20 protein-coding genes are annotated in these 21,683 nt (G+C 50.4%); 8 read left to right on the top strand and 12 right to left on the bottom strand.

What is annotated here, in order from left to right:
• Positions 1–69 precede the first annotated feature (69 nt).
• Both ribA and OIK42_RS02345 read left to right on the top strand, forming a co-directional pair.
• Positions 70–687, top strand: a complete 618-nt coding sequence (gene ribA, locus OIK42_RS02350; protein ID WP_273638048.1) for a GTP cyclohydrolase II — start codon at positions 70–72, stop codon at positions 685–687.
• Positions 688–846: 159 nt separating this feature from the next.
• Positions 847–2,292, top strand: coding sequence for a DUF3300 domain-containing protein (locus tag OIK42_RS02345; RefSeq protein ID WP_273638047.1), 1,446 nt, complete (start codon positions 847–849; stop codon positions 2,290–2,292).
• 36 nt (positions 2,293–2,328) lie between these two features.
• Here the strand turns inward: OIK42_RS02345 and OIK42_RS02340 are convergent, their stop codons facing one another.
• Together OIK42_RS02340 and OIK42_RS02335 are read right to left on the bottom strand one after the other, a co-directional pair.
• Entirely contained in the window at positions 2,329–3,210 is an 882-nt protein-coding gene (locus OIK42_RS02340) for an ATP-grasp domain-containing protein (protein ID WP_273638045.1), read from the bottom strand.
• 14 nt (positions 3,211–3,224) lie between these two features.
• A complete protein-coding gene (locus OIK42_RS02335; protein ID WP_273638043.1) occupies positions 3,225–3,749 on the bottom strand; it encodes a hypothetical protein in 525 nt (174 codons plus the stop codon).
• Positions 3,750–3,994: 245 nt separating this feature from the next.
• Between OIK42_RS02335 and OIK42_RS02330 the strand changes: the two genes are divergently transcribed.
• The 4 genes from OIK42_RS02330 to OIK42_RS02315 all read left to right on the top strand — a co-directional run bounded on the left by OIK42_RS02330 (position 3,995) and on the right by OIK42_RS02315 (position 8,022).
• Positions 3,995–4,876, top strand: coding sequence for a mechanosensitive ion channel family protein (locus OIK42_RS02330; protein WP_273638042.1), 882 nt, complete (start codon positions 3,995–3,997; stop codon positions 4,874–4,876).
• Complete coding sequence (locus OIK42_RS02325; protein ID WP_273638040.1) at positions 4,873–5,844, top strand: zinc transporter ZntB; 972 nt, start codon at positions 4,873–4,875, stop codon at positions 5,842–5,844. The genes OIK42_RS02330 and OIK42_RS02325 overlap by 4 nt, the downstream gene beginning before the upstream one ends.
• Positions 5,845–6,016: 172 nt before the next feature.
• A complete protein-coding gene (locus tag OIK42_RS02320) occupies positions 6,017–7,495 on the top strand; it encodes a methyl-accepting chemotaxis protein (protein WP_273638039.1) in 1,479 nt (492 codons plus the stop codon).
• A complete protein-coding gene (locus OIK42_RS02315) occupies positions 7,495–8,022 on the top strand; it encodes a DUF6436 domain-containing protein (protein ID WP_273638038.1) in 528 nt (175 codons plus the stop codon). The genes OIK42_RS02320 and OIK42_RS02315 overlap by 1 nt, the downstream gene beginning before the upstream one ends.
• Positions 8,023–8,050: 28 nt before the next feature.
• On the opposite strand, the gene OIK42_RS02310 is transcribed toward OIK42_RS02315, so the two are convergent.
• The 4 genes from OIK42_RS02310 to OIK42_RS02295 all read right to left on the bottom strand — a co-directional run bounded on the left by OIK42_RS02310 (position 8,051) and on the right by OIK42_RS02295 (position 15,326).
• Positions 8,051–8,983: a histone deacetylase family protein gene (locus OIK42_RS02310; RefSeq protein WP_273638037.1), complete on the bottom strand. Its 933-nt coding sequence runs from the start codon at positions 8,981–8,983 to the stop codon at positions 8,051–8,053.
• The gene (locus OIK42_RS02305) at positions 8,973–10,853 is read right to left on the bottom strand and encodes a bifunctional acetyl-CoA hydrolase/transferase family protein/GNAT family N-acetyltransferase (RefSeq protein ID WP_273638035.1); all 1,881 of its coding nucleotides are present in this window, start codon (positions 10,851–10,853) and stop codon (positions 8,973–8,975) included. Before OIK42_RS02305 ends, OIK42_RS02310 begins: the two co-directional genes overlap by 11 nt.
• Before the next feature lie 166 nt (positions 10,854–11,019).
• On the bottom strand, positions 11,020–14,151 hold the full coding sequence (locus OIK42_RS02300; protein WP_273638033.1) for an efflux RND transporter permease subunit: 3,132 nt from the start codon (positions 14,149–14,151) through the stop codon (positions 11,020–11,022).
• 23 nt (positions 14,152–14,174) lie between these two features.
• On the bottom strand, positions 14,175–15,326 hold the full coding sequence (locus tag OIK42_RS02295) for an efflux RND transporter periplasmic adaptor subunit (RefSeq protein WP_273638032.1): 1,152 nt from the start codon (positions 15,324–15,326) through the stop codon (positions 14,175–14,177).
• A gap of 129 nt (positions 15,327–15,455) precedes the next feature.
• On the opposite strand from OIK42_RS02295, the gene OIK42_RS02290 reads away from it, so the two are divergent.
• Complete coding sequence (locus OIK42_RS02290; protein ID WP_273638031.1) at positions 15,456–16,064, top strand: TetR family transcriptional regulator; 609 nt, start codon at positions 15,456–15,458, stop codon at positions 16,062–16,064.
• An 88-nt stretch (positions 16,065–16,152) separates the two neighbouring features.
• Here OIK42_RS02290 and OIK42_RS02285 read toward each other — a convergent pair whose 3' ends face one another.
• The 4 genes from OIK42_RS02285 to OIK42_RS02270 form a co-directional block, all read right to left on the bottom strand.
• Positions 16,153–16,611 carry a hypothetical protein gene (locus OIK42_RS02285; RefSeq protein WP_273638029.1) on the bottom strand — a complete coding sequence of 153 codons (459 nt, stop codon included), beginning with the start codon at positions 16,609–16,611 and terminating at the stop codon, positions 16,153–16,155.
• 107 nt (positions 16,612–16,718) lie between these two features.
• Positions 16,719–17,282, bottom strand: a complete 564-nt coding sequence (locus OIK42_RS02280) for a CBS domain-containing protein (RefSeq protein ID WP_273638027.1) — start codon at positions 17,280–17,282, stop codon at positions 16,719–16,721.
• 72 nt (positions 17,283–17,354) lie between these two features.
• Complete coding sequence (locus OIK42_RS02275; RefSeq protein ID WP_273638025.1) at positions 17,355–17,699, bottom strand: hypothetical protein; 345 nt, start codon at positions 17,697–17,699, stop codon at positions 17,355–17,357.
• Between the two features lie 167 nt (positions 17,700–17,866).
• The gene (locus tag OIK42_RS02270) at positions 17,867–18,439 is read right to left on the bottom strand and encodes a YceI family protein (RefSeq protein ID WP_273638024.1); all 573 of its coding nucleotides are present in this window, start codon (positions 18,437–18,439) and stop codon (positions 17,867–17,869) included.
• Positions 18,440–18,755: 316 nt separating this feature from the next.
• Here OIK42_RS02270 and OIK42_RS02265 point away from each other — a divergent pair, with 316 nt between their 5' ends.
• Positions 18,756–19,406, top strand: a complete 651-nt coding sequence (locus OIK42_RS02265; RefSeq protein ID WP_273638022.1) for a class I SAM-dependent methyltransferase — start codon at positions 18,756–18,758, stop codon at positions 19,404–19,406.
• Positions 19,407–19,466: 60 nt separating this feature from the next.
• On the opposite strand, the gene OIK42_RS02260 is transcribed toward OIK42_RS02265, so the two are convergent.
• Together OIK42_RS02260 and OIK42_RS02255 are read right to left on the bottom strand one after the other, a co-directional pair.
• Positions 19,467–20,666, bottom strand: a complete 1,200-nt coding sequence (locus OIK42_RS02260; protein ID WP_273638021.1) for an ABC transporter permease — start codon at positions 20,664–20,666, stop codon at positions 19,467–19,469.
• Positions 20,663–21,601, bottom strand: a complete 939-nt coding sequence (locus tag OIK42_RS02255; protein WP_273638019.1) for an ABC transporter ATP-binding protein — start codon at positions 21,599–21,601, stop codon at positions 20,663–20,665. The genes OIK42_RS02260 and OIK42_RS02255 overlap by 4 nt, the downstream gene beginning before the upstream one ends.
• Between the last annotated feature and the right edge of the window lie 82 nt (positions 21,602–21,683).

Raw genomic sequence — 21,683 nt, 5'->3', positions numbered from 1 at the left:
GCTCAGGGCTTGTAAAACCGCATTGCACCCCTATATAGCAGTTTCATCTTAATTCCGGCTTCGAGTTTAATGACCAGTACATCTCAGCAATACCGATTTGTTAGCGCCGCTAAACTACCCACCAGAAAAGGGGAGTTTACCATCCATGCCTTTGTTGAAGACAGTGGCACCGAGCACGTTGCGTTATCCTATGGCAGTTGGCAACCCAGCGATGTTGTGCCAATCCGCATCCATTCAGAATGCCTGACCGGTGATGCGTTGTTTTCTACCCGCTGTGATTGTGGTTTTCAGTTAGAGCGCGCCATGGAGAACATTGTGGCCCATGGATACGGCGTGTTGCTGTACCTGCGCCAGGAAGGCCGCGGTATCGGACTGATTAATAAGATCCGTGCCTACCATTTGCAGGATAGCGGTATGGATACGGTTGAAGCCAATGAGCACCTGGGTTTCGATGCCGACCTGCGCACTTACGACATGTGTAAGTTAATGCTCGATAAACTCGATGTCCACAACGTTGAGCTAATGACCAATAACCCGCGAAAAACCGCAGCGCTTAAAGACTTAGGCATTAACGTGGTGTCGCGCAAGCCTATTGATCACGGCATCACCAACGATAATAAACATTATATCCGCACTAAAACCGAGAAACTCGGTCACGCGTTTGATCCGCACTTATTTAAAGACTAGTGGCAGGCTTAGGCTTGCACGCCCTTGCTCATGCGTAGCTGCGCCTGCAGCCGGTTAACTGAATACCCGGTTTAAGTTAGTTCAGCCGGGGTTAATGTAATTCTGGCTATAACTGCATACAGACAAACATGCAGCGCCTCTCGGCGCGGGAGAGTCAGTATGCAAAAGCGAATCCTGTTAGCCACCTTGCTACCACTGCTTTACGGCGGTCAGGCAACAGCCCTGAGCTCTGTTTATACAGCCCTGAGCGGGACACAGACAGCCCTGAGCGGGACACAAGCAACCCTGAGCGGGACACAAACAGCCCTGAGCCCGCCTGAAACGCAACCAGCGTTTAACGCACCGCAGATCAGCATTGAAACCCTTGATACCCTGCTCGCGCCCATTGCGCTATACCCGGATTCCGTGGTCACTCATATTCTCATCGCCAGTACCTATCCACTGCAAGTGGTAGAAGCTGATCGCTGGCGACAGGCCAACCCAAACCTCGATGAGGCGCAAATCGATGCCGCCATTGCAGACTTTGACTGGGAGCCCAGTGTCAAAGCGCTGGTGCCCTTTACAGACGTACTGCGTCATATGAGCGACGACCTCAGTTGGTTGCAAACCCTTGGTGATGCGGTAATCACTAACGAAAACCAGGTGCTCGACCGGGTTCAGGCACTGCGTTTACAAGCCTGGGAGAGCGGCAACTTACAAAGTAATGATTACCAGCAGGTCACCACCCAGGAGCGCATCATTGTTATTGAGCCACGCCGCCCCGAAGTCGTCTACATTCCCTATTACGACCCTCACTACGTATACGGGCACTGGCACCATCATCGCCCGCCGGTGTATTGGCCGGGTAAGGTTCGCATCGCACTTGGCCACCGTATTTACTGGGGCCCGCATGTGGCATTGTCGGCGAGCTTTTACTTTGGCCATATCTGGTGGCCAGAACGCCATATTATTGTGCGCCACACACCGGTATACCGCTATACCAGACCCAGCTACCACAAGCGTTATTCAGTGAAGGAGTATCACCGCTGGCAGCACAATGCAGGAAAACGTCATGCGCGATATTCAAAAACTGTCACACGCCAGAGTCCCGCTATTGTGCAGCAACATCGTACCCTTAATAAGGAGGTTGCTCACCGTAAGTTGTATACGGCAACACAAGCATTATCGACGCGTGGCGCCACTCACAAACCGATAAAGGCGACCAGCCACAAACCGCTAAAGGCGACCACTCATTCACCGCGCAGCGTTACCGGTAACCGCGACACCCAGCTAAACCTGCGTAAGCCAGCACAACACAAGATTGTTAAGCCCGATAATCACGCGCTTAAGCAACGTAATCAGTACAAGGATACCGTGAAACGCGAGACCAGGCCTGTAGTGAACCACTCATCGCAGCCGCGTAAGATCAAAGCCGGGCAACATACTGAACGCTCGCGTCCGGCCGATTATGGCCCCAAACGCGACGCTAAGCGGGAGTCAAAACGTACTGCAACGCATCGCCCGGCAAATAAGCCACCTCGTTCGGTAACCAAGTCGCCTGGTTCGGTAACCAAGTCGCAACGCCCTGCCAGCCAGAGTAAGCAGCGCATGATGCGCGAACACTAGCCGGGGTGGCGACGAGCTGCGCCACCACCCAGCCTCCTAATCATTCCCATGAAGGGCAAGGTAACGCTGGTAGGCAGACACAAAGCACTGCGCCGACGCAGGTGCTAAATTAAAGTACAGCGATGGCTCAATGAGCTCCAGTTCAATAACACGCCACTGCGCGTCAAACATGAGCAGGTCCACCCGGGCATACAAATAATCATCGGGCATAGCAGCCAGCGCGGCTTCAGCACTGTGCAACATGGCGGTATCCGGCGTAATGGCACGTAAACTACCGCCATGTTCCTCCTGCACCCTGAAGTCGCCGTCTTTGGGGCGCTTTAAAATGGCGTGGCTGAGTTCACCGGCAAAATAAAACAGGGAGATTTCACCATATTCGGTAACACTGTCAACAAAGGGCTGGAGCATAAAGCTGCGCTGCTCAAAGCAGCGGCTGAGTTCAGGCTCACAAGCAGGCAGCGTTGTGGGTGTCAGTCTGAACGTATCATCGGCGTTGGCACTAACACAGGGTTTGATCACCAGTTCATCGCACTCAAAATGGCTAAATGCCTGCTTAACACTCTCGCTGTTGAAGGTGTCAAACCACAGTGTTGGCAACACGGCAACGCCGCTGCGTTGCAGATCCTTAAGATATTGCTTGTTCAGATTCCACTGCATCAACGGCAACGAGTTAATCAGCAGGGTTTGACTGGCAATGCGCTGCAAACACGCGATAAACGCGCTTTCGTGCTGCTGGTAATCCCAGGGGGTGCGTACAATAACGGCTTCATACTGCGAATAATCATGGCTCTGCTCATGCCACGACACCGTGCTAACTGAGTAACCCAGCTGTGCAAAGGGAGCAATCAGGAGATCATCATAAACAAAATACTCTTCCAGGTCTTTGGGGTCCATGGAGAGAAAAGCGAGTTTTTTCATAAAGCGCCTTTATATTAAATTTCGATCAGTAAACCCTGTGAGGTGATTTCGATGCGCCTGGGCGTACTTAAACCCCACGCGGCCAGATCCAGTTGCGCAAAGTCTACCAACAGTATCAGCGGCATCCGCTTACCTTCGAGACGCTTGATACCGGTAATTAAACTGTCGGCAACCATGGCCTGGTTGTCATCGATAGTTAGTTTATCCAGTCGCGGTTGTTTAATTTGCAACTGGGCCAGCTGGCCGTGATAGCTGACTTGCCCGGCAATCTCGGCAGTCGCTCGTAAGCGCTGGCCATTTTGAACCGCCAATACCGTTACCAGAACCATTAACTCGTCTTCGAGCGGGTCCAAATCCACCTGCGGATCCGAAAACGTAAACTCGATATTGTCAAAGGTGCGCTGCTGGGGAAACACAGCCCTGACCATAACGTTCAGCTGTTGTTTTGATAAGGTTAACGTAAATGCCTGTGCGGCTGGTGCAACAAGCACCATAGCCAGGACTGTAAGGGCGATAGCCGCCCGCATAAAAATCGGCATAGCAAACTTCGGCTGTAAAAAAGTAGCGCAAGGCTACCACACTTATGCCGTACAGGCATGTGCAGACACGCGGTATCCATGACATAGTCGTCCCCTCTGCTGTGCCAATGAGCCATCGTCATGAAAGGGCTGACAGGCGGCTGTTCGAAGACCTCAAAAGATGCTGCCACAACACCATACTATGCTAGACGTATGACGATTTGAGTCATATCATGTGGGCAGTTTAGTCAATAAAGTTGCTCTGCGTGAATAAGGCAATAACCGAATTACAAAGCGTATTATCTACCCATCTGTTTACCCTGTTTGACGTCCAGATCACCGTGGGCGTGCTGGTTGCAATCCCCCTTATTTACGTAGTCGGCATCTGGTTAATTAAAAAACTTGCCCATATCGCTACCTACCGGCTACGCGCGTCGGGCGCCAGTGCCGACGCGGTGCATTTGTTTAAGCGAATATTCTATATACTGGCCAGTGCGATTCTCATCGTGACGACGCTGGATGTCATGGAAGTGCCGCTCACCGCCTTTGCATTCTTATCCGGTGCCGTCGCTATCGGCGTTGGCTTTGGTGCGCAAAATATTATTAATAACTTTATTTCTGGCTGGATCTTAATGTGGGAACGGCCTATTCGCATCGGTGATTTTCTTGAGGTAGACGGCGCCAGAGGTACGGTAGAGTCGATCAACACCCGCTCAACCCGCATTCGGCGCGTCGATGGCGTGCACATGTTGATCCCTAACAGCAAACTGCTGGAAAACACCGTGGTTAACTGGACCTTAATCGACTACCTGACGCGAACATCGGTGAAAGTGGGCGTTGCCTATGGTTCTGATTGTAAATTGGTGGCCAAACTCATCGCCGAAGCGGTAAATATTCAGGAAGAGGTATTACAGGAGCCCGCCCCGGTTGTGATTTTTGAAGACTTTGGTGATAACGCACTGGTATTTGAAGCCCTGTTCTGGGTTAACGCTACGGTGGAACGCGATCTGCGCCGCATTCGTAGCAACGTACGATTTGCTATCGATGAAATATTCGCTGAACATAATGTGGTTATTGCCTTTCCACAGCGCGATGTGCATCTTGATGGCACTTTACAACTGGTCAGACAGGCTAAGGAGCCCCAGTGACAAATGCAAACAGCGCCCTGCTATGGGCCTATGATATCGCCGCTGACGGCAGCGCCAACCCTGTAACTGTTGAGCAATTAAGCACAACGCCACCGGCGCAATGCTACCGCTGGGTACACATGCAATCTGACAGCTCAGATGCCGAACAACTGATCGAGACAATGGCACTGTCTGGTTCAGTGGGTGAAAGTCTGTTGGCATTGCAAACCCGTCCCCGGGTGATTCCGCTGCCTGATGGCGCGTTGGCTTTTTTACGCGGCATTAACGCCAATCCTGGTGCTGACCCTGAAGATATGGTGTCGCTGAGGCTGTGGATTACGCCAAGTTTGATTGTCACCGCGCGGCGCCATGAACGTAAGCTCGTGAGTGTGCAGGACACCCGTCTGCAAGTAGAAGAGGGCAATGCGCCGGCTTCCATTGCCGAGTTGTTAATCGTGCTGCTCACGCGCATCGCTGACCGCATTCACGACAAAGTAGAAGAAATCGACGAACACCTGGGCGAGTATGAAGCGGCTGAAACGCTTAATAAGCAGGATCGCCATCAGTTGTCGATGCTGCGTCGCCAGACCGCCAGCATTCGCCGTTATCTGGCTCCCCAGCGGGATGCACTCGAAGCGCTAGGACGCGTAGCCGGCCTGTTTGATAATACTCAGACATTTAGTCTGCGTGATCAGTCTGACCGAATGACGCGCTCAATTGAAGATCTCGACCTCGCCCGTGAACGCGCTATCGTGTTACAGGATGAGCTGCGTAACCAAATCAGCGACAAACAAAATATTCGTATGTATGTACTGTCGATGGTCACCGCCATCTTTTTACCGCTGTCTTTTTTAACCGGTGTTTTTGGCATGAATGTCGCCGGACTGCCAGGCACAGAGACGCCCGACGGCTTTTTTAACTTAATGGTGTCCATGGGTATATTGGCGTTTCTTATGCTACTGGGCATGCTCTGGAAAAAATGGCTGTAACCATTTATTCCGGAGCATTCTTCGATAAACAAAGTAATCTTTTTGTAACACCTTTGCGTATATTTCTGGCACGTTCTCAGTGTTCATCTACACTTAACTAAAAATACAGGATTTTCGGCATGTTAAGTCGAAGTCCGCCCGCTAGTTATAAACTAATCCTGGAGCTTTACGCATGTATTCGTGGATTCAAGAAGGCCATAAGATTTTCCGCGCGCTGTTGATGGTACAACTTATCATTGCCATTATCATCGGGCTTGTAACTGGCGAACTAATGATCGCGTTTTGGTTAGGCATCCCCATTGTCGCGTTACCGTTATACCTGAGCTTTACCTCTGAAAAATCAGAAATCAGCGCCCATGCCATGGGTATTGGCTCACAACTTATGACTGCGCTGCATATTCATCAGTCATTTGGCCTGATTGAAATGCACTTTGAGATATTTTCGTTACTGGCAGTCCTCGCCGTATTTCGGAACTGGAAGGTCATTGCGTCGGCCACAGTGTTCATCGCCATTCACCATATCAGCTTCTTCCTGTTGCAGGTCGAAGGGTTCGGCGTTTATGCCTTCGAAGAGGGCCACGTTACTTTTACTATCTTGCTGCTCCACGCCTTATTTGCGCTGGTTGAAGGCTTTATACTGATGTACATGACCAAGCGCAGTCATGAGGAAGGCGTCGGTGCTGCCGCCCTTGAAGTGGCGATTAATGACATTCTGGCCGACCAGCAAAAGCTTAATCTTCGGGTCGATATTGATAAGTCGATTCCCTTGTTAAGCCGCTTCGACGAACTGTTATCTGCATTGCGCGAACTGGTCAACGATGCCACCAGCCTGGCCAACCAGGTCGCCGATACCAGTGCCTTTATGCAGTCGTCAACCCAGGATCTAAATGGTCACGTTATGCAGAGTAACCATGAACTTGGCAGCATTTCGACCGCCTCTGAAGAAATTGCCGTTACCCTGCAAGACTCAGCTGAACGCACCAATGCGGCCAATGACATTACCCGCGAGGCGCAGCAGGATACCAGTAGCTCACGGAAGGCAGTTGAGAGTACCAAAACCACTATCAATTCATTGCGCGACCGGCTAAACAGAGCAGCAACGACTAATCAGGAGTTGAATGATCGGTGCTCAAGTATTTCTGAATCCATGCGGTCAATTACCGCCGTGGCCGACCAAACCAACCTGTTAGCACTTAATGCGGCCATTGAGTCTGCCCGTGCCGGCGAGCACGGACGAGGCTTTGCGGTGGTGGCCGATGAAGTGCGAACGCTGGCGATTCGCTCCAAAGAAAGTGCCGATGAAATCAGCACCATAACCGAACAATTGGTGGCCAGCACGGCATCGTCAGTCAGTCAGATGAACGAATGTGTTGAGTTGGTTGATCAGGCAGTCAGTGACTCAGACAATGCCGCCAGCTTTATGCAAAATATCGAGGAGCAAATTCAGGCTGCCAGCGACAACATGATGGAAGTTGCCACGGCAGCGGTCGAACAGGAAGCCGCTTCCAGCTCCATCGCTAAGAGTACCGCCAGGATCCATGAGTTATCGACACTCGAGGCCAATACCGCCGCCGAGTTAGAAGCAAAAGCCAAAGAACTGGCGCAAAAGTGTCAGTCCATGCTCAATACCGTGAATCGCTTCGTAATATAATGTCAAACCGTGTGATTACCGCCGCCGTTATCGTCTGGGCAGTAGCCATATTAGGCGCGCTGATGGTGGCTAATCTGGATCAGATAAAAATGTTTGATCCGCAAATGAAACTGGCTCAGGCAGCCAGTCAGCCGGAGTTTGATCAACAGTTCGCCGCACACCTTAGCGCAGCTGGGGTGGGGCCGGGATCGTTAGTGCATATGCGGGCCAGTCAGCGTTGTTACTGCGATACGCTTACCGAACCGCATCAGCAGGAGCTTACCCAGGCATTGGCCGATAAGGGCTATCGGGTAACACAGCTATCGTTAACAGAGCATTCCACGCTACGCAGGTATATCGACGCTTTTCCGGCCCTGGCGGTAGTCGATAAGCAGGGAAAATTGCGCTACCTCGGCCCCTACGCTACTGGCTATGGCTGCTTTACCGGTAACAATCTGGTGGCCGAAATAAGCCAGTTAGCGACTGCAACTGACTACTACGGTGCCAGTGTAAACACCGACGCTAAAGGTTGTTTTTGCGCGGTATAAGCCTACCTTCGCTTACAGCAGGTAAACCTTAATGGCTCTGGTCGTCACCCTGCAGGCCTTTCAGGTGGGCCACGACACTGCGGCCTAAGGCACTTTGTATATAGCCCCCTTCAAGCATGCTGACAATGCGACCATGGCACACGTCATCAGCCACCCCGCGCAATTGCCGGCTAATCCAATGGTAATCGTCTTCGCGCAGGCGCAGCTGCCCCATATCATCTTCGGCATGGGCATCGAAACCGGCACTGATCAAGATTAACTGGGGCTTAAAATTACGCAGCGCATCAAACCAATAACTCACCGCGGCGCGAAATGCATCGCCATCGGCGCCCGCCTCCAGCGGCGCACTGAGAATATTACTGGCCGACACCGGCGACCCCGAATGCGGATAGAATGGGTGTTGAAATGATGAACACATCATAATACGTCGATCGCCGCCAATGATATGTTCGGTGCCATTGCCATGATGCACATCAAAATCAACAATCGCCACACGCTGCAAATCGTACTGCTTAATCGCATAGCGGGCAGCGACGGCAACGTTATTAAACAAACAAAAGCCCATAGCGCTATCATATTCGGCGTGATGGCCCGGTGGGCGCACTGCGCAAAATGCCTGGCGTTGTTCACCGTCCATCACCCAGTCTACCGCATCACAGCCAGCACCGGCGGCATAGAGTGCAGCACTCAGAGTGATTGGCGTCATACCGGTATCCTGCTCCAGCCAGATAACACCTGAGTCGGGTGAGCGCTTAAAAATGCTCTCTACGTAATAAGGATCGTGCGCCAGCAGCAGGTTTTCACGCTGTACCTGCCGGGCATCCCCGTGCTGACAAATCATATCAAGGCCGGATGCGAGTAACTGGTCATCGATGGCATACAGCCGATCGGGGTTTTCCGGGTGCTCGGCTGAGACATCGTGGTGCAAACAATCCTTACCGCGAAATATTTTAATGGTCACGTTGTTTATCCTGCTCGGTGGCGTTAGCTGCGTTGTCTTCCTGCAGCGGTAATGCCAGTTCGACTTCACTGGGATCGTCGCTGAATAACCGTTTAAAGCCATGATGCTCAAAAATAGCAATCATGGGTTTATTGTCGGCCCGGCAAAACGCCACCATGCGGTGAATGTTGCGCATTCTGGCGATGTCGATAAGTTTGGTGAGTAAGCGACTGGCCATGCCCTTACCCTGCTGAGTTTCGCGCGTTACAAAAGCGGCTTCACAGGAGTTATCGTGCTGGTTGTAATAGAAACGCCCCACGGCATGTATGGTGATCCTGGAGCCTTCCTGACGCACAATACATAAGGCCACATCCGTGTTCTGATCGACACTGACCAGGTTACAGGATTTCTCGCGGGACATTTGTTTAGGATCGTAGTTGTAGCGCAGGCGCAGCGTTTCCTTGGTATGCGAGTAGAAAAACTCCTGCAAACGGCGCTCATCCGCCGGGTTAAGCGGCCGCATGTAAAAGGTTTCACCCTGAATCACAATTTTTTGTAACTGGATAGCCCCCAGTTCGGCAATATCCGTGGGGTACTTTTGCTGAAAATGCGGCACCCAGTAGTGCTTGCGCACTTCCTCCAGCAGTTTAGCGCGAAACTTAGGGTGGGCAACGCGGATCAATTCCAGCGCACGTTCGCGAATGCTCTTACCACGCAACGACGCAATGCCATATTCGGTGACGATATAGTGCACGTTACCACGCGACGTCACTACTCCGGCGCCTTCGGTAATGCACGGTACAATCCGTGAAATACTCTCGTCTTTGGCCGTGGACGGCAGTGCAATAATGGGTTTGCCGCCCTTACTCATTGACGCGCCGGAAACAAAATCCACCTGGCCGCCGATACCGCTGTAAAAATCATAGCCGAGTGAATCTGCCACCACCTGACCGGTCAAATCGACTTCCAGCGCGCTGTTTATGGTAACCATCTTATCGTTTTTGGCGATATTCGACGGCTTATTTACATAACTGCTGGGGTAAAACTCAATGTGGGGATTATTGTGCACAAATTGATACAGGCGCTCACTGCCGATACAAAAGCTGGTGACAATTTTGCCGGGGTGAAAAGTTTTTTTGCGGTTGGTAATAGCCCCTGAAGCAATAATATCGATAATACTGTCAGACAGCATTTCACTATGGATGCCCAAATCTTTATGCCGCTGCAGGTACTTTAACGTGGCGCTGGGGATTTTCCCCACCCCAAACTGCAAGGTGGAACCGTCTTCGACCAGCATGGCCACATACTGGCCGATTCGCTCAGCCACGCTATCAATTGGCGGCAGGGTAATTTGCTGGAGCGGTTCATCGGCTTCAATGCAGGCCGTTATTTCGCTGATATGAATAAATGAGTGGCCGGCTGTACGCGGCATCTGCGGATTAATTTGGGCAACAACCACGCGCGCCTGACGCACCGCTGACATGCAGATATCCACCGACACCCCCAGCGAACAATAACCAAATTCATCCGGGGGGCTCACGCTGACCAACGCAGCGTCAAGCGGCAGGGTGCCGTCACTGAACAGGCTCGACATCTCTGACAGAAATACCGGGGTATAGTCAGCCCGGCCTTCATCAATGGCCCGGCGCACCTCTTCGCCGTGAATAAAAAAGGTATTTACCTTAAAGCGTTCACGGTACTCTTCTTTTGCCCAGCGGGTATCTCCCAGTGCCAGCATGTGCACCAGTTCAATATCGCTGAAGCCTTTGCTGTGCTCAATCAGATCATCAATGAGTGCATAAGGTACACCGGCATTGCCGCCAACAAACACCCGACTACCAGACTTAATCAATTGCGACCAATCGGGTCGCGCAGGCAAAGCAATTGTCATTGCTATACTCCTTCATTCACCTGCGTTAATAATGCCACAGATTAACCATGAAGACAGAACCCGTTGCGGCTTATTTGATCTGGCTTATAAAAATAAACCCCTCGTAAAAAGAGGGGTTTAAAGATTATTAGCGCTGGCATGTCAGCGAGTTAACTGCCCGCCCTGACTACATACTTTGCTGCGTGTCGTCGGTTTCATTGGGCTGACGCTTCGCGCCAAACCATTTCACTACCAACACATAAAACATCGGCACAAAGAAAATCGCCAGGAATGTGGCAGCAAACATACCGCCCATGACGGCAATACCAATAGCGTTCTGACTTTCAGCGCCAGCCCCGGTAGAAATAGCCAGTGGGGTGACACCCAGAATAAACGCCATGGAGGTCATTAATATCGGCCGAAACCGCTGTTGCGCGGCGGTCATAACCGCATCTAACAACGATGCTCCGCCATCGTAGAGCTCTTTGGCAAACTCGACAATCAAAATGGCGTTTTTAGACGCCAGGCCTACCGTGGTTAAAAACGCCACTTGCAGATAAACGTCATTGGGCAAACCAAAGAGATAAGCCGCCACAACGGAGCCGAGGATACCGAGCGGCACCACTAACAGCACTGCAAAGGGCACCACCCAGCTCTCATAGAGTGCCGCCAGACATAAAAACACCACAAAAATTGACAGCGTATATAGCATAGGCGCCTGCGAGCCTGCCGCTTGCTCTTCAAATGACAAGCCTGACCACTCCAGACCAAATCCTGGCGGCAACTGGTTTACCAGGCGTTGCGCTTCGTCCATGGCTTCACCGCTGGAGACACCGGGGGCCGGGCTACCCTGAATATTGACCGACGAAATACCATTAAACCGCTCGAGTTTGGGCGAACCATAGCCCCATTCAACGGTTGAAAAAGCGCTGAATGCCACCATGTCGCCATTGTTGTTGCGCACAAACCACTTGTCTAAATCTTCGGGATTCATTCGATAGGGCGCATCGGCCTGCATGTACACACGTTTAATACGGCCTCTGTCTAAAAAGTCATTTACGTAAGACGAGCCCCAGGCAATGCTGAGCGTATTATTAATATCAGACAAGGATAACCCCAGCGCCGAGGCCTTTTCGTTATCGATGTTTATTTGAAACTCCGGAACATCGCTCAGGCCATTTGGCCGCACGCCAACTAGCAACGGACTTTGCGCTGCCATGCCAAGGAATTGGTTACGGGCCTGCATCAGGGCTGCATGGCCATTACCGCCACGATCAACTAACTGAAAGCTGAATCCGGTCGCATTGCCTAACTCGCGAATTGGCGGCGGCAAAATAGGAAACACGCTGGCATCCTGAATTTGCGATAGTGCGCCAAAAGCGTTGTTGATAATGGCAAAGGCACTTTGCGACTCGTCCCGCTCGTCCCAATCCACCAGGTGAACAAAGCCCATACCGGCATTTTGCGCCGCGCCGGCAAAACTAAAGCCGACGATCGTAAAGATATCTTTTACCGCTTCACCGTTTTGATCGAGGAAGAAATCCTCAACCTGTTTGATTGATTCGAGCGTTCGCTGGGCCGTTGCCCCGGTTGGCGCATTGACCAGGACCATAATATTGCCCTGATCTTCATTGGGCAAAAACGCGCCCGGCAGCTGCGTAAAGATGGCGCCCATACCGGCAACCAGTAAGCCGTACACCAATAGCGATCGTTTTACCCGCTTAGCAATGCCACCCGACGCTTTAGTGTACCTATCGCGGCCTTTATTGAAGACCCGGTTAAACCAGCCAAAAAAGCCCGTATCTTTTTTGTTTTCAACATCCTCTTTGCGCAACAAGGCAACGCACAACGTCGGCGACAGGATAATTGCTACCAGCACAGAGAACGTCATGGCTGACACAATCGTGATTGAAAACTGCCGGTAAATTGAGCCGGCAGAGCCACTGAAGAACGCCATAGGTATAAACACGGTAGACAATACCACCGCAATACCTACCAGGGCGCTGGAAATCTGCGTCATCGACTTTTTAGTGGCGGCTTTAGGATCCAGGCCTTCCTCTTCCATTAGCCGCTCAACGTTTTCCACCACCACAATGGCATCATCAACCAACAGGCCAATGGCCAGCACTACGGCAAACATGGTCAGTACGTTGATTGTAAAACCAAACAGGTACAGCACCGCAAAGGTACCTAACAACACCACGGGCACGGCAATCGTCGGTACCAGCGTGGCCCGCCAGTTTTGTAAGAACAGCAGCATCACAAAAAATACCAGCACTACCGCTTCTGCCAGGGTTTGAACTACCGAACTAATCGACAGCTTAATAAACGGCGAGCTATCCACCGGATACACCACTTCGACACTATCAGGCAGATTTACCGACAGTTCTTCTACGCGCTTTTTAACCGCTTCGATGGTTTCCAGTGCATTGGCACCACTGGCAAGACTTACTGCCATTCCGGAAGCCGGCTGGCGCTTATAGCGGGCAATATTGCTGTAGTTTTCAGATCCGAGCTCAACCCGGGCGACATCTTTTAAGCGCACCTGCGAGCCATCGGTATTCACCCGCAGTACGATGTTTTCAAAATCAGCGCTTGTTTTAAGCAGTGACTGGGCGGTGATGGTGGCGTTAATTTGCTGCCCTTCTACGGCTGGCATGCCGCCTAACTGACCGGCAGAAATGTCGGTATTCTGGGTGCGCACCGCCTCACGAACATCCACCGGCGTCATGTTATAGCTATAGAGTTTATCGGGGTCGAGCCAGATCCGCATTGAACGCTGGGCACCAAATACGCGCAAACTCCCCACGCCATTAACCCGGGCAATCTGATCCTGAAATTGCGACACCAGCATATCACTTAAGTCATACTGCGAGAGGCTGCCATCTTTGGAGTAAAAACCAATCACCACGGCAAAGGCATCGTTAGATTTAGTCACCGTTACGCCTTGTTGCTGGACCTGCGTGGGCAATAACGACATGGCCGATTGCAGTTTGTTTTGGGTTTGCACCTGTGCGGTATCGGGATCGGTACCGGGCTCAAAAGACAGTACAATCGACATATTGCCGTTTTGACTGCTCGAATTGAAGTAACGCAAATTATCAATCCCGGTCAGGTTTTGCTCGATGATTTGCGTAACGGTGTTTTCCACCGTCTCAGCAGAGGCGCCAGGATAGCCGGCGCTAATGGTTACCGACGGCGGTGCAACTTTAGGATACTGCTCAATAGGTAACTCGGTGATAGACAGCGCACCGGCAACCATAACAATAATAGCCAGTACCCAGGCAAACACCGGGCGGTCGATGAAAAAACGTGCCATAGAAAATAAGTTCCTGAGTTAATTTAGCCGCGTGGCTGGCTTTGCTGAGCACCCTGCCATGGCTGGGTATTCACTTTGGCGCCAGGCTGAACTTTCTGATATCCCGCTACGATCACTCTGTCACCGGCGGTAACACCACCGGTTGCAATGTATTGATCGCCATAACTGCCGGCAATCGTCAGGGTACGCGGCTCCACTTCATTTTGTGCATTAACCACCATCACCAATAAGGACCTGTCCGGCTGACGGGTAGCCGCTCGTTGCGGTACCAGTAATTGTGGTGAACTGGATAAACGCACTATTGCTTTGGCATACATGCCCGGCATTAACAGTGAATCCGGATTAGAAAACTCGGCACGCAGCGCCACCGCGCCCGTGGTTTCATCGACGGTGACCTCAGAAAACTTGAGCTCTCCCGGGTACTCATACTGCTCGCCCGTAACGTCATCTAATACCAGTTGTACCGGCAACGTGCCCTGCTCCTGCATGGCACGGCGCAACGTAAGTATGCCCTTGCCCGACTGCTGCATGTCGACATAAATGGGATCCAGCGCTGTAATGGTGGCAAGCTGTTGCGCCTGATTTGCTGAAACCAGGGTGCCTACAGTGGTAAATGAGCGGCTGATTTGGCCGCTTATTGGCGCATAGACTTTAGTAAAATCCAAATCAACCTGAGCCAGTGATATTGCCGCTTTAGCAATGCTGATTTGCGCATCCGCCTGCTCAGCCTGGGCAAGGGCGTCGTCATATTCCTGCTCGCTCACCGCATCACTGGACAATAAATCCTTAAAGCGCTTTAAACGGGCGCTAAGTGCTTTGCGGTTGGCCTCGGCACTTGCCAAATCGGCCTTTGCCCGGGCAAGTTCGGCAACAAAACGCGTATCATCAATTTGATAAAGCTGTTGCCCTTTCTCAACATAGGCGCCTTCTTCAAAAAGTCGCTCGGTAATCACCCCCTGCACCTGCGGGCGTACCTGAGACTGACGTAACGGGCTAACCCGGCCAGGTAAAGCGATAATATTATCGACTTGCTGAGGTTTAAGTTCCACAACCGACACCATTGGCGCAGGCGCCTGACCGGCTCCCTGAGCCGATCCCGATTGTTCTGCAAGGTCTTGTGAGCAGCCGGCAATTGCCAAAAGTGATAAAGCTGCGATAACAAATTTATTGATCATAATTTCTAATTAACTTATTAAGGTCCTGAAGAAGTCATCAACAGGAATACTGGACAAACGGCCAAATGACGCTATAGTTTAAAATACATTCATGTATGTATGTTGTCAATCAGCCGAAAAATACAGATTATGCGACGAACGAAAGAAGAAGCAGAAAAAACCCGCAACGCCATTTTAGAAGCCGCTGTAGACGTCTTCACAGAACAAGGCGTTGCCCGGGCAACCCTCGAACAAATCGCCCAGGCCGCAAATGTTACCCGCGGCGCTGTGTACTGGCACTTTAAAAATAAAGCCGACATTTTTATGGCGCTTCACGATGAGTTGCACAAGCCGTTTATACAAGATCTGGTCGACGGTTTGGAGAATACCGACGATAATCCACTGGATAGCTTAAAGCAGCTTTGTTGCGAACTGGTGATCCGCGTTGAGGATGATCTGTATTTGCGTCGTGTGCTGTCATTGTTTTTAATCAAATGTGACTACACCGGCAACTTGCAAATTTGCCAGGAAAAAACCATTCAGGCGCGCCAGGAAAAAAGTGACACGCTGGCAAAGTTTTTTGAAAAGGCCCAGCAAAATGGCACGCTCGCCAAAGAACTCGATCCCCATACACTGACGCTTGCGTTGAGCTGTTTCTTTCGTGGCATCGTGCATGAATACCTGGAAAACCCCGGCCAGTTTTCACTGCGGGAAGAGGCGCCCAAACTATTTGAAGTCTTCTTCAGAAAGTGGAATTAGCGGTCTATTCAGGCGTTGATTCCGCGCAGGACAACTACCTGAAAGCCTAACGCGCCCGAGCACGCAACAGGCAAAGCGAAAGGTAAAACTAAGTCCGGCCGAGGGGCTGGCTAAAAAACCTGATGACCGCCTGTTCGTCTACCTTAAAACCATCGTTGCTGGCTATTGTGATGGCAGCCTCAACACTATCAGCAAACGTCATTTCTACATCGAGCCCACCATACAAACGTTGCAACTGCATTTTGGCAGCAGTCGCTACTGTCGATTTTGCCGTCACATAAATCACTTTTGCCAGCCCGGCGGAAATCGCCCGACTGATACGGACCCTAAGATCGCTTTCGGCTTCCGGCACCAGCAGACTTTCACCTTGTAAGTACACAATATCAGCCCAGCGCGGACAGCCACTATTGTAAACGGTTTTCGCATACACCAGACCAAAATGCTCAATGCATTCCTTATTCCACGGGCCTTCTGCATTAGTGAGCACAATCTCTTCGCTCATGATCAGTGCAAACTCACCATGTTGTCGTTGAAATAGATTTTCCAAGATTTGACCCTCGCATCTGCTTTATGGCAGTTTACCAAACTTTTACGACCAGTCGCGCATCGCGCAACTGGTCGTACAACATCAGGCAAACGCGAGCTGCCCGGGCCCTAAGCGGCTATAATATTCGACAACGCCGCAAAGGAAGGCAGTGACTGAATATCCAGTGGAATACGTAGCCGCCTGACGATATCACTGACACTTATTACGCCACGGATCGCATGGTGCTGTTGGTCGATAACCAAACAGTGCATAGCGCCGTTTTCTTTAAGGGTATCAATCACATCAGCCACACTGGCAGCTTTTAGATCATGATAGTTAAAGGCATGCAGCGTCGCTTTTGGTTGCATCATATCGGCAACGAGCAACTCCGAACGGGAAATCTGTAGCTGGGCAACGCGTTGCAGAATTTTTTGTTCGTCGATATCCGTCAGCGTGACGATTCCCACAAATTTTTCGCTCTGATCGACGACCAGCTTCATTTTTACATGCGCTACCCGCATTAAATGTTCAAGCTCAATGGCTTTCGCATTGCTGTCGATGATCTGCGGTTGATATTGCTGAAAATCAGTAAACACGCTCAGGGCGCTGGATTTGAGCTCAAGGTGTTCAACCAGTGATGGCTGAGCCAGGGTATCGAAGGCTTCGGTTTTACATAGTGATAAATGGTGCATAATCGCATCCTTTTTTAAGTTTAATTCGGTTGCACAGTGGGAAATATTCACACTGGTGGTTTGTAATTTGAATTAACTTAAAGAAGGTGGGGCGCGGATCTCAGCCCAGCATATCGCGGTTTTAACAACATGGTACTGACCAGCAAGGGGAACCGGACTAGTAATATTGCAGGTTTTACGGAGCGAATAAACACTGCTGTCGGTATCATCGTCAATATCGTTGGCCGGAAAATCCTTGGCGTGCCCGGCAAGCTCAACTTCACTGGCGTGGCTTTCAAGGGTAATGTCATGCTGGCCAACAAGGAAATTAACCTCGTTGTATTCGACAGGCAATAAGGCGCTACCAGCAGGAAACCCCGCTACAACCACCATTACTGCAAAAAATCTTAACCAGTTCATTACTACCAATTTAGTCATTAACGATTACATTATTTAACATATGCGTGGCCCGTGCGACTTTAAAGTGTGTTGCCGACCAAGCAACAAAATTTTACGGCCAATAACACGCTGTAAACCCATTATAAAAAAGGCAGCCCGTTAAGACTGCCTTTTACCGAAGGTGTATTCAGGCGCAGCCTGCTTTACTATTTAGCCTGCGCTTCGGTGGTGAGACGCAAAGTAATTTCATCACCTACATGCGGTACGTATTGCGAAATACCGAAATCGGAACGCTTGATAACCGTTGTGGCGTCAAAGCCAATCGCTGGCTTACCAGACATGGGGTGCTTGCCGGTGCCGTTTAGCACTGCATCCATAGTGACAGACTTGGTGGTACCTTTAATGGTTAAATCACCGGTAACGCTAAATTTGTTATCACCGTGAGGAACCACCTTGGTGCTGACAAACGTCGCTTTCGGATACTCCGCTGCATTAAACCAGTCGCTGCCAACAAACTCTTCGTTGAGCTTTTCGACAAACGAGTCCACGGTGTCGATGCTCACTGAAATATCGATTTTACTGCTTGCCGGCTTGTCTGCGTCATAGGTAATCGTTCCTTCTGCACCAGCAAAAACAGCGGTGGGTGTTGAAAAGCCGAAGTGACTCCAGGATGCTACGGCAAACGTGTGGGTTGGATCCACAGAATAGGTTGTAGGAGCAGCAAAAGCTGAGGTGCTTAATAGCGCTGCGGCGATGACACTTGTGATACGTTTGTTCATAACAGGGTCCTTTTCGTTGCTAAGAGTAAATAATTCGGGTTAACCAATTGGTTATACCCTTATTGTTACGTCATTTTCGCCAAATGGCTTTATCTATTTATCAAACAATTCATTCTCTTTTTTGGAATGAGCCATTGCGGGGTTGCTTTATTAGCCCTTTCTGTTGCATAAACTGCTTTGTATTTCACCGGGCTTACTATAATCTCTGTACCGGTAAGAATGTTTTGTTGCCTGACAGTTCCTACACACCTCATTGTTTTGTCATTTATCCTCGATAGCTGGCTTAGCGCCCTATCCACTAACGAGACCCCCTTAAATGACTAACCTGCGTTTAAGCTACCAAACCGTTGAGTTTGGAGAAACTGATATTCATCTATGTACACTGCGCAATAACCAGGAGTTTTACGATCCTGACTTAATTGCCGAAAAGCTGGGGATTAGCTCTGCTACCTGGCCAATTTTTGGCATTGTGTGGCCATCCGGCATTGTGCTTGCCCATTTTATGAATCAGTTTAATACCCGAGCCAAACGGATTTTAGAAGTTGGCTGCGGCATGGCGTTATCGAGCCTGCTACTGAATAAGAAACAGGTTGATATTACCGCAACCGATTATCACCCTGAAGTACAGGGATTTTTAGCGCGAAATGTTGCGCTGAATGGCGATACGGCAATCCCCTTTGAGCAAACCGACTGGGCCAGTCAGAACGATACGCTGGGCAAGTTCGATATTATTATCGGCAGTGACTTATTGTATGAGGATGAGCACATCGAACTGCTCGGGAATTTTATTGAAAACCACGCCAACCCGGCCTGCGAAGTGATTATTGTTGATCCAGGCCGCGGCCGAAAAAGTAAATTATCCCGGTTTATGGAAAACCATGGCTTTACGTCCTCGCACAGCAAACCGGATAACGTTGATTATCTGGCCGTGCCCTTTAAAGGCTATATATTGCAGTTTAAACGCTGACAAGAAACGGCCGGGGCTTGGCCATTTTGCAATCTGGCTCTGATGCAAAACAGTGTACGGCTACTTAAAAACAGCCAGCCACATCTCTTTTAAGGTAGGTTCCTTGCCGTACATGTTCATTCCCATCTTAAAGATACGCGCAGCGCAAATGCGCAGGTAATAAAAACACCCCACGCTTAACACCAGCGACACCAGCGGCTGCCACAGTGGCAACTCAACCAGAGACATCCGTACAGGCATCACCGCAAAAGCGGTTACCGGCAAATAACTCAACACGATGCTAAGCACACTGTTAGGGGTATCCATTATAAAAAATGCAATGGCAAGCGGCGCTATCGGCAGCATCATGAGCGCACTCTTGCCGCTGTGATTAGGATCATCAATGCCAGCCGCAACGGCCGCCATAAAGGCCGCGCATAGGGCCAAACCAGCAATCGCAAAAGCCATAAACCAGGGCAGCATTGCCCAGTTTACAAAATCTAAACGTAGCGCTTGTTGTTTGATGACCACGGTAAAAAAGAGTATGGATAACACAATCGACAGCAACGTGCCGAGCATGGTTTTAAGTGCCAACAGGATCTGCCCGGTTAACTTACCATCGATCCACGTTTGCGGTGTCATGGTTGCCATAAGTTGCTCTGTCACGCGATGTTGCTTTTCGCCGGTAATGCTCACAAAGAGCTGGCCAAACACCCCGAACATGGCAACAAACAGTAATATCAGCACGCCAAAAGCCGTAAACGTCTGACTTTTATCGGCCTGATTCTTTAATAAGTCATTCAGGATCTGATGCTCCACGACTATCGTTTTTGCTAAACGGTCACGTTGCGCCCGGGTTAAGTTAAGGCTATCCAGCTGCGCTTGTTTGAGGGCCGCGTTAAGCTGAGCAATCAGAGTATTTTGCCATGCGTCTTTTTCGGCGCTAATGAGCGTGTACCCCTGGGTTAAGGGGTCATACTTTAACACGGCGTCGTAGTCACTGCCGCTCTCCAGTGAGTCGATGACGTCACTGGTATTTTCAACCTTAATAAAATCAAAGGCGCTGTCAACTTGCCCGGCAGGCTGAAAATCAGCATTCACCGCAATGCGGTATTGCTCGGCAAGTTCGCTGGTGCTGGTTGCAAAAAAGTAAATCACTGCGGCCAGGAGCAGCATCACCACCTTAGAAATAATCTCTTGTTTTAGTTTAAAAAAGTGTAGAAACTCCCACTTTGCCACTGTCCATATCTGGCCACGCGTTACCGGCGTCTTATTGCTCATACTGTCGCCCCTTGTTGATCGCATGCGTTGTGCTCAGCCACCGCTTGTAAGTAAATCGCATGTAGCGACTGAGATTGGTTTTTAAGTTCACGGATATCCCCCATCTGCAGTAACAGCGGCAGCAATTGGTTCAACGTCTGCGTTTGACTTAGCGAAATGGAAAGTTGGGTTGGGGCTTGATGCGTGAACTGGTAATCATCGCTAAGCAGCGTCAAGTGTTGAAGCTCAACCGTCTGCGTAAAGCTGACATCAATGATGTTACGGTTATAGGCACTAAAGATATCCCCCAGCTTGCCATACAATACACTTTGCCCCTTGTTTAACAGCAATACGCTGTCGGCCAGTTTTTCAACCATGGCCATTTGGTGCGCACTGAGCAAAACGGTCATGCCTTGCTGCCTGAGCTCGGCGAGAAATTGCACCACCAACTCCTGATTGATGGGATCAAGCCCCGAAAAAGGCTCATCTAAAATCACCCACTTCGGTTTATGCAAAATAGCGGTAATTAATTGTACTTTTTGTTGATTGCCTTTGGAGAGCGATTTTAGCGGCGCATTTACGCGCTCACTGAGGTTAAACTTTGTCAGCCAGTGCTGGCAACGCGCAGTAAAATCACGCTCACCAACGCCATGTAAGCGGGCAAAAAACTGCAGGTTCTGCTTTACGGTTTTTTCCGGATACAGGCCCCTGTCTTCAGGTAAATAGCCGAGCAAGTGCGAGGGGATTGCCGCATAGCGGTTACCGTCTTCGAGCAGTTCGATTGAGCCCGCATCAGGATGCGTAAACCCCACCAGCATTTTCACCAGCGACGATTTGCCTGCACCATTAGGGCCAAGTAAGGCAAAAATCTCACCGGGCTGCACATCGAATGACAATTGGCTCACCGCGGTGACACTGTTGTAGTGTTTTTCTAAGTGTTTAATACGTAATGACATGTATTCCCTACATTAATGCGTAAATTCATTTTTTTGATGCTGCACAGTAAAGCCTGATATTACTGCACGGCAGATAATTTTC

This window comes from Alteromonas gilva (assembly GCF_028595265.1).
Lineage (GTDB): Bacteria > Pseudomonadota > Gammaproteobacteria > Enterobacterales > Alteromonadaceae > Alteromonas > Alteromonas gilva.
The sequence above is the reverse complement of the archived record's forward strand: the minus strand, read 5'-3'. Positions and strand labels throughout refer to the sequence as shown.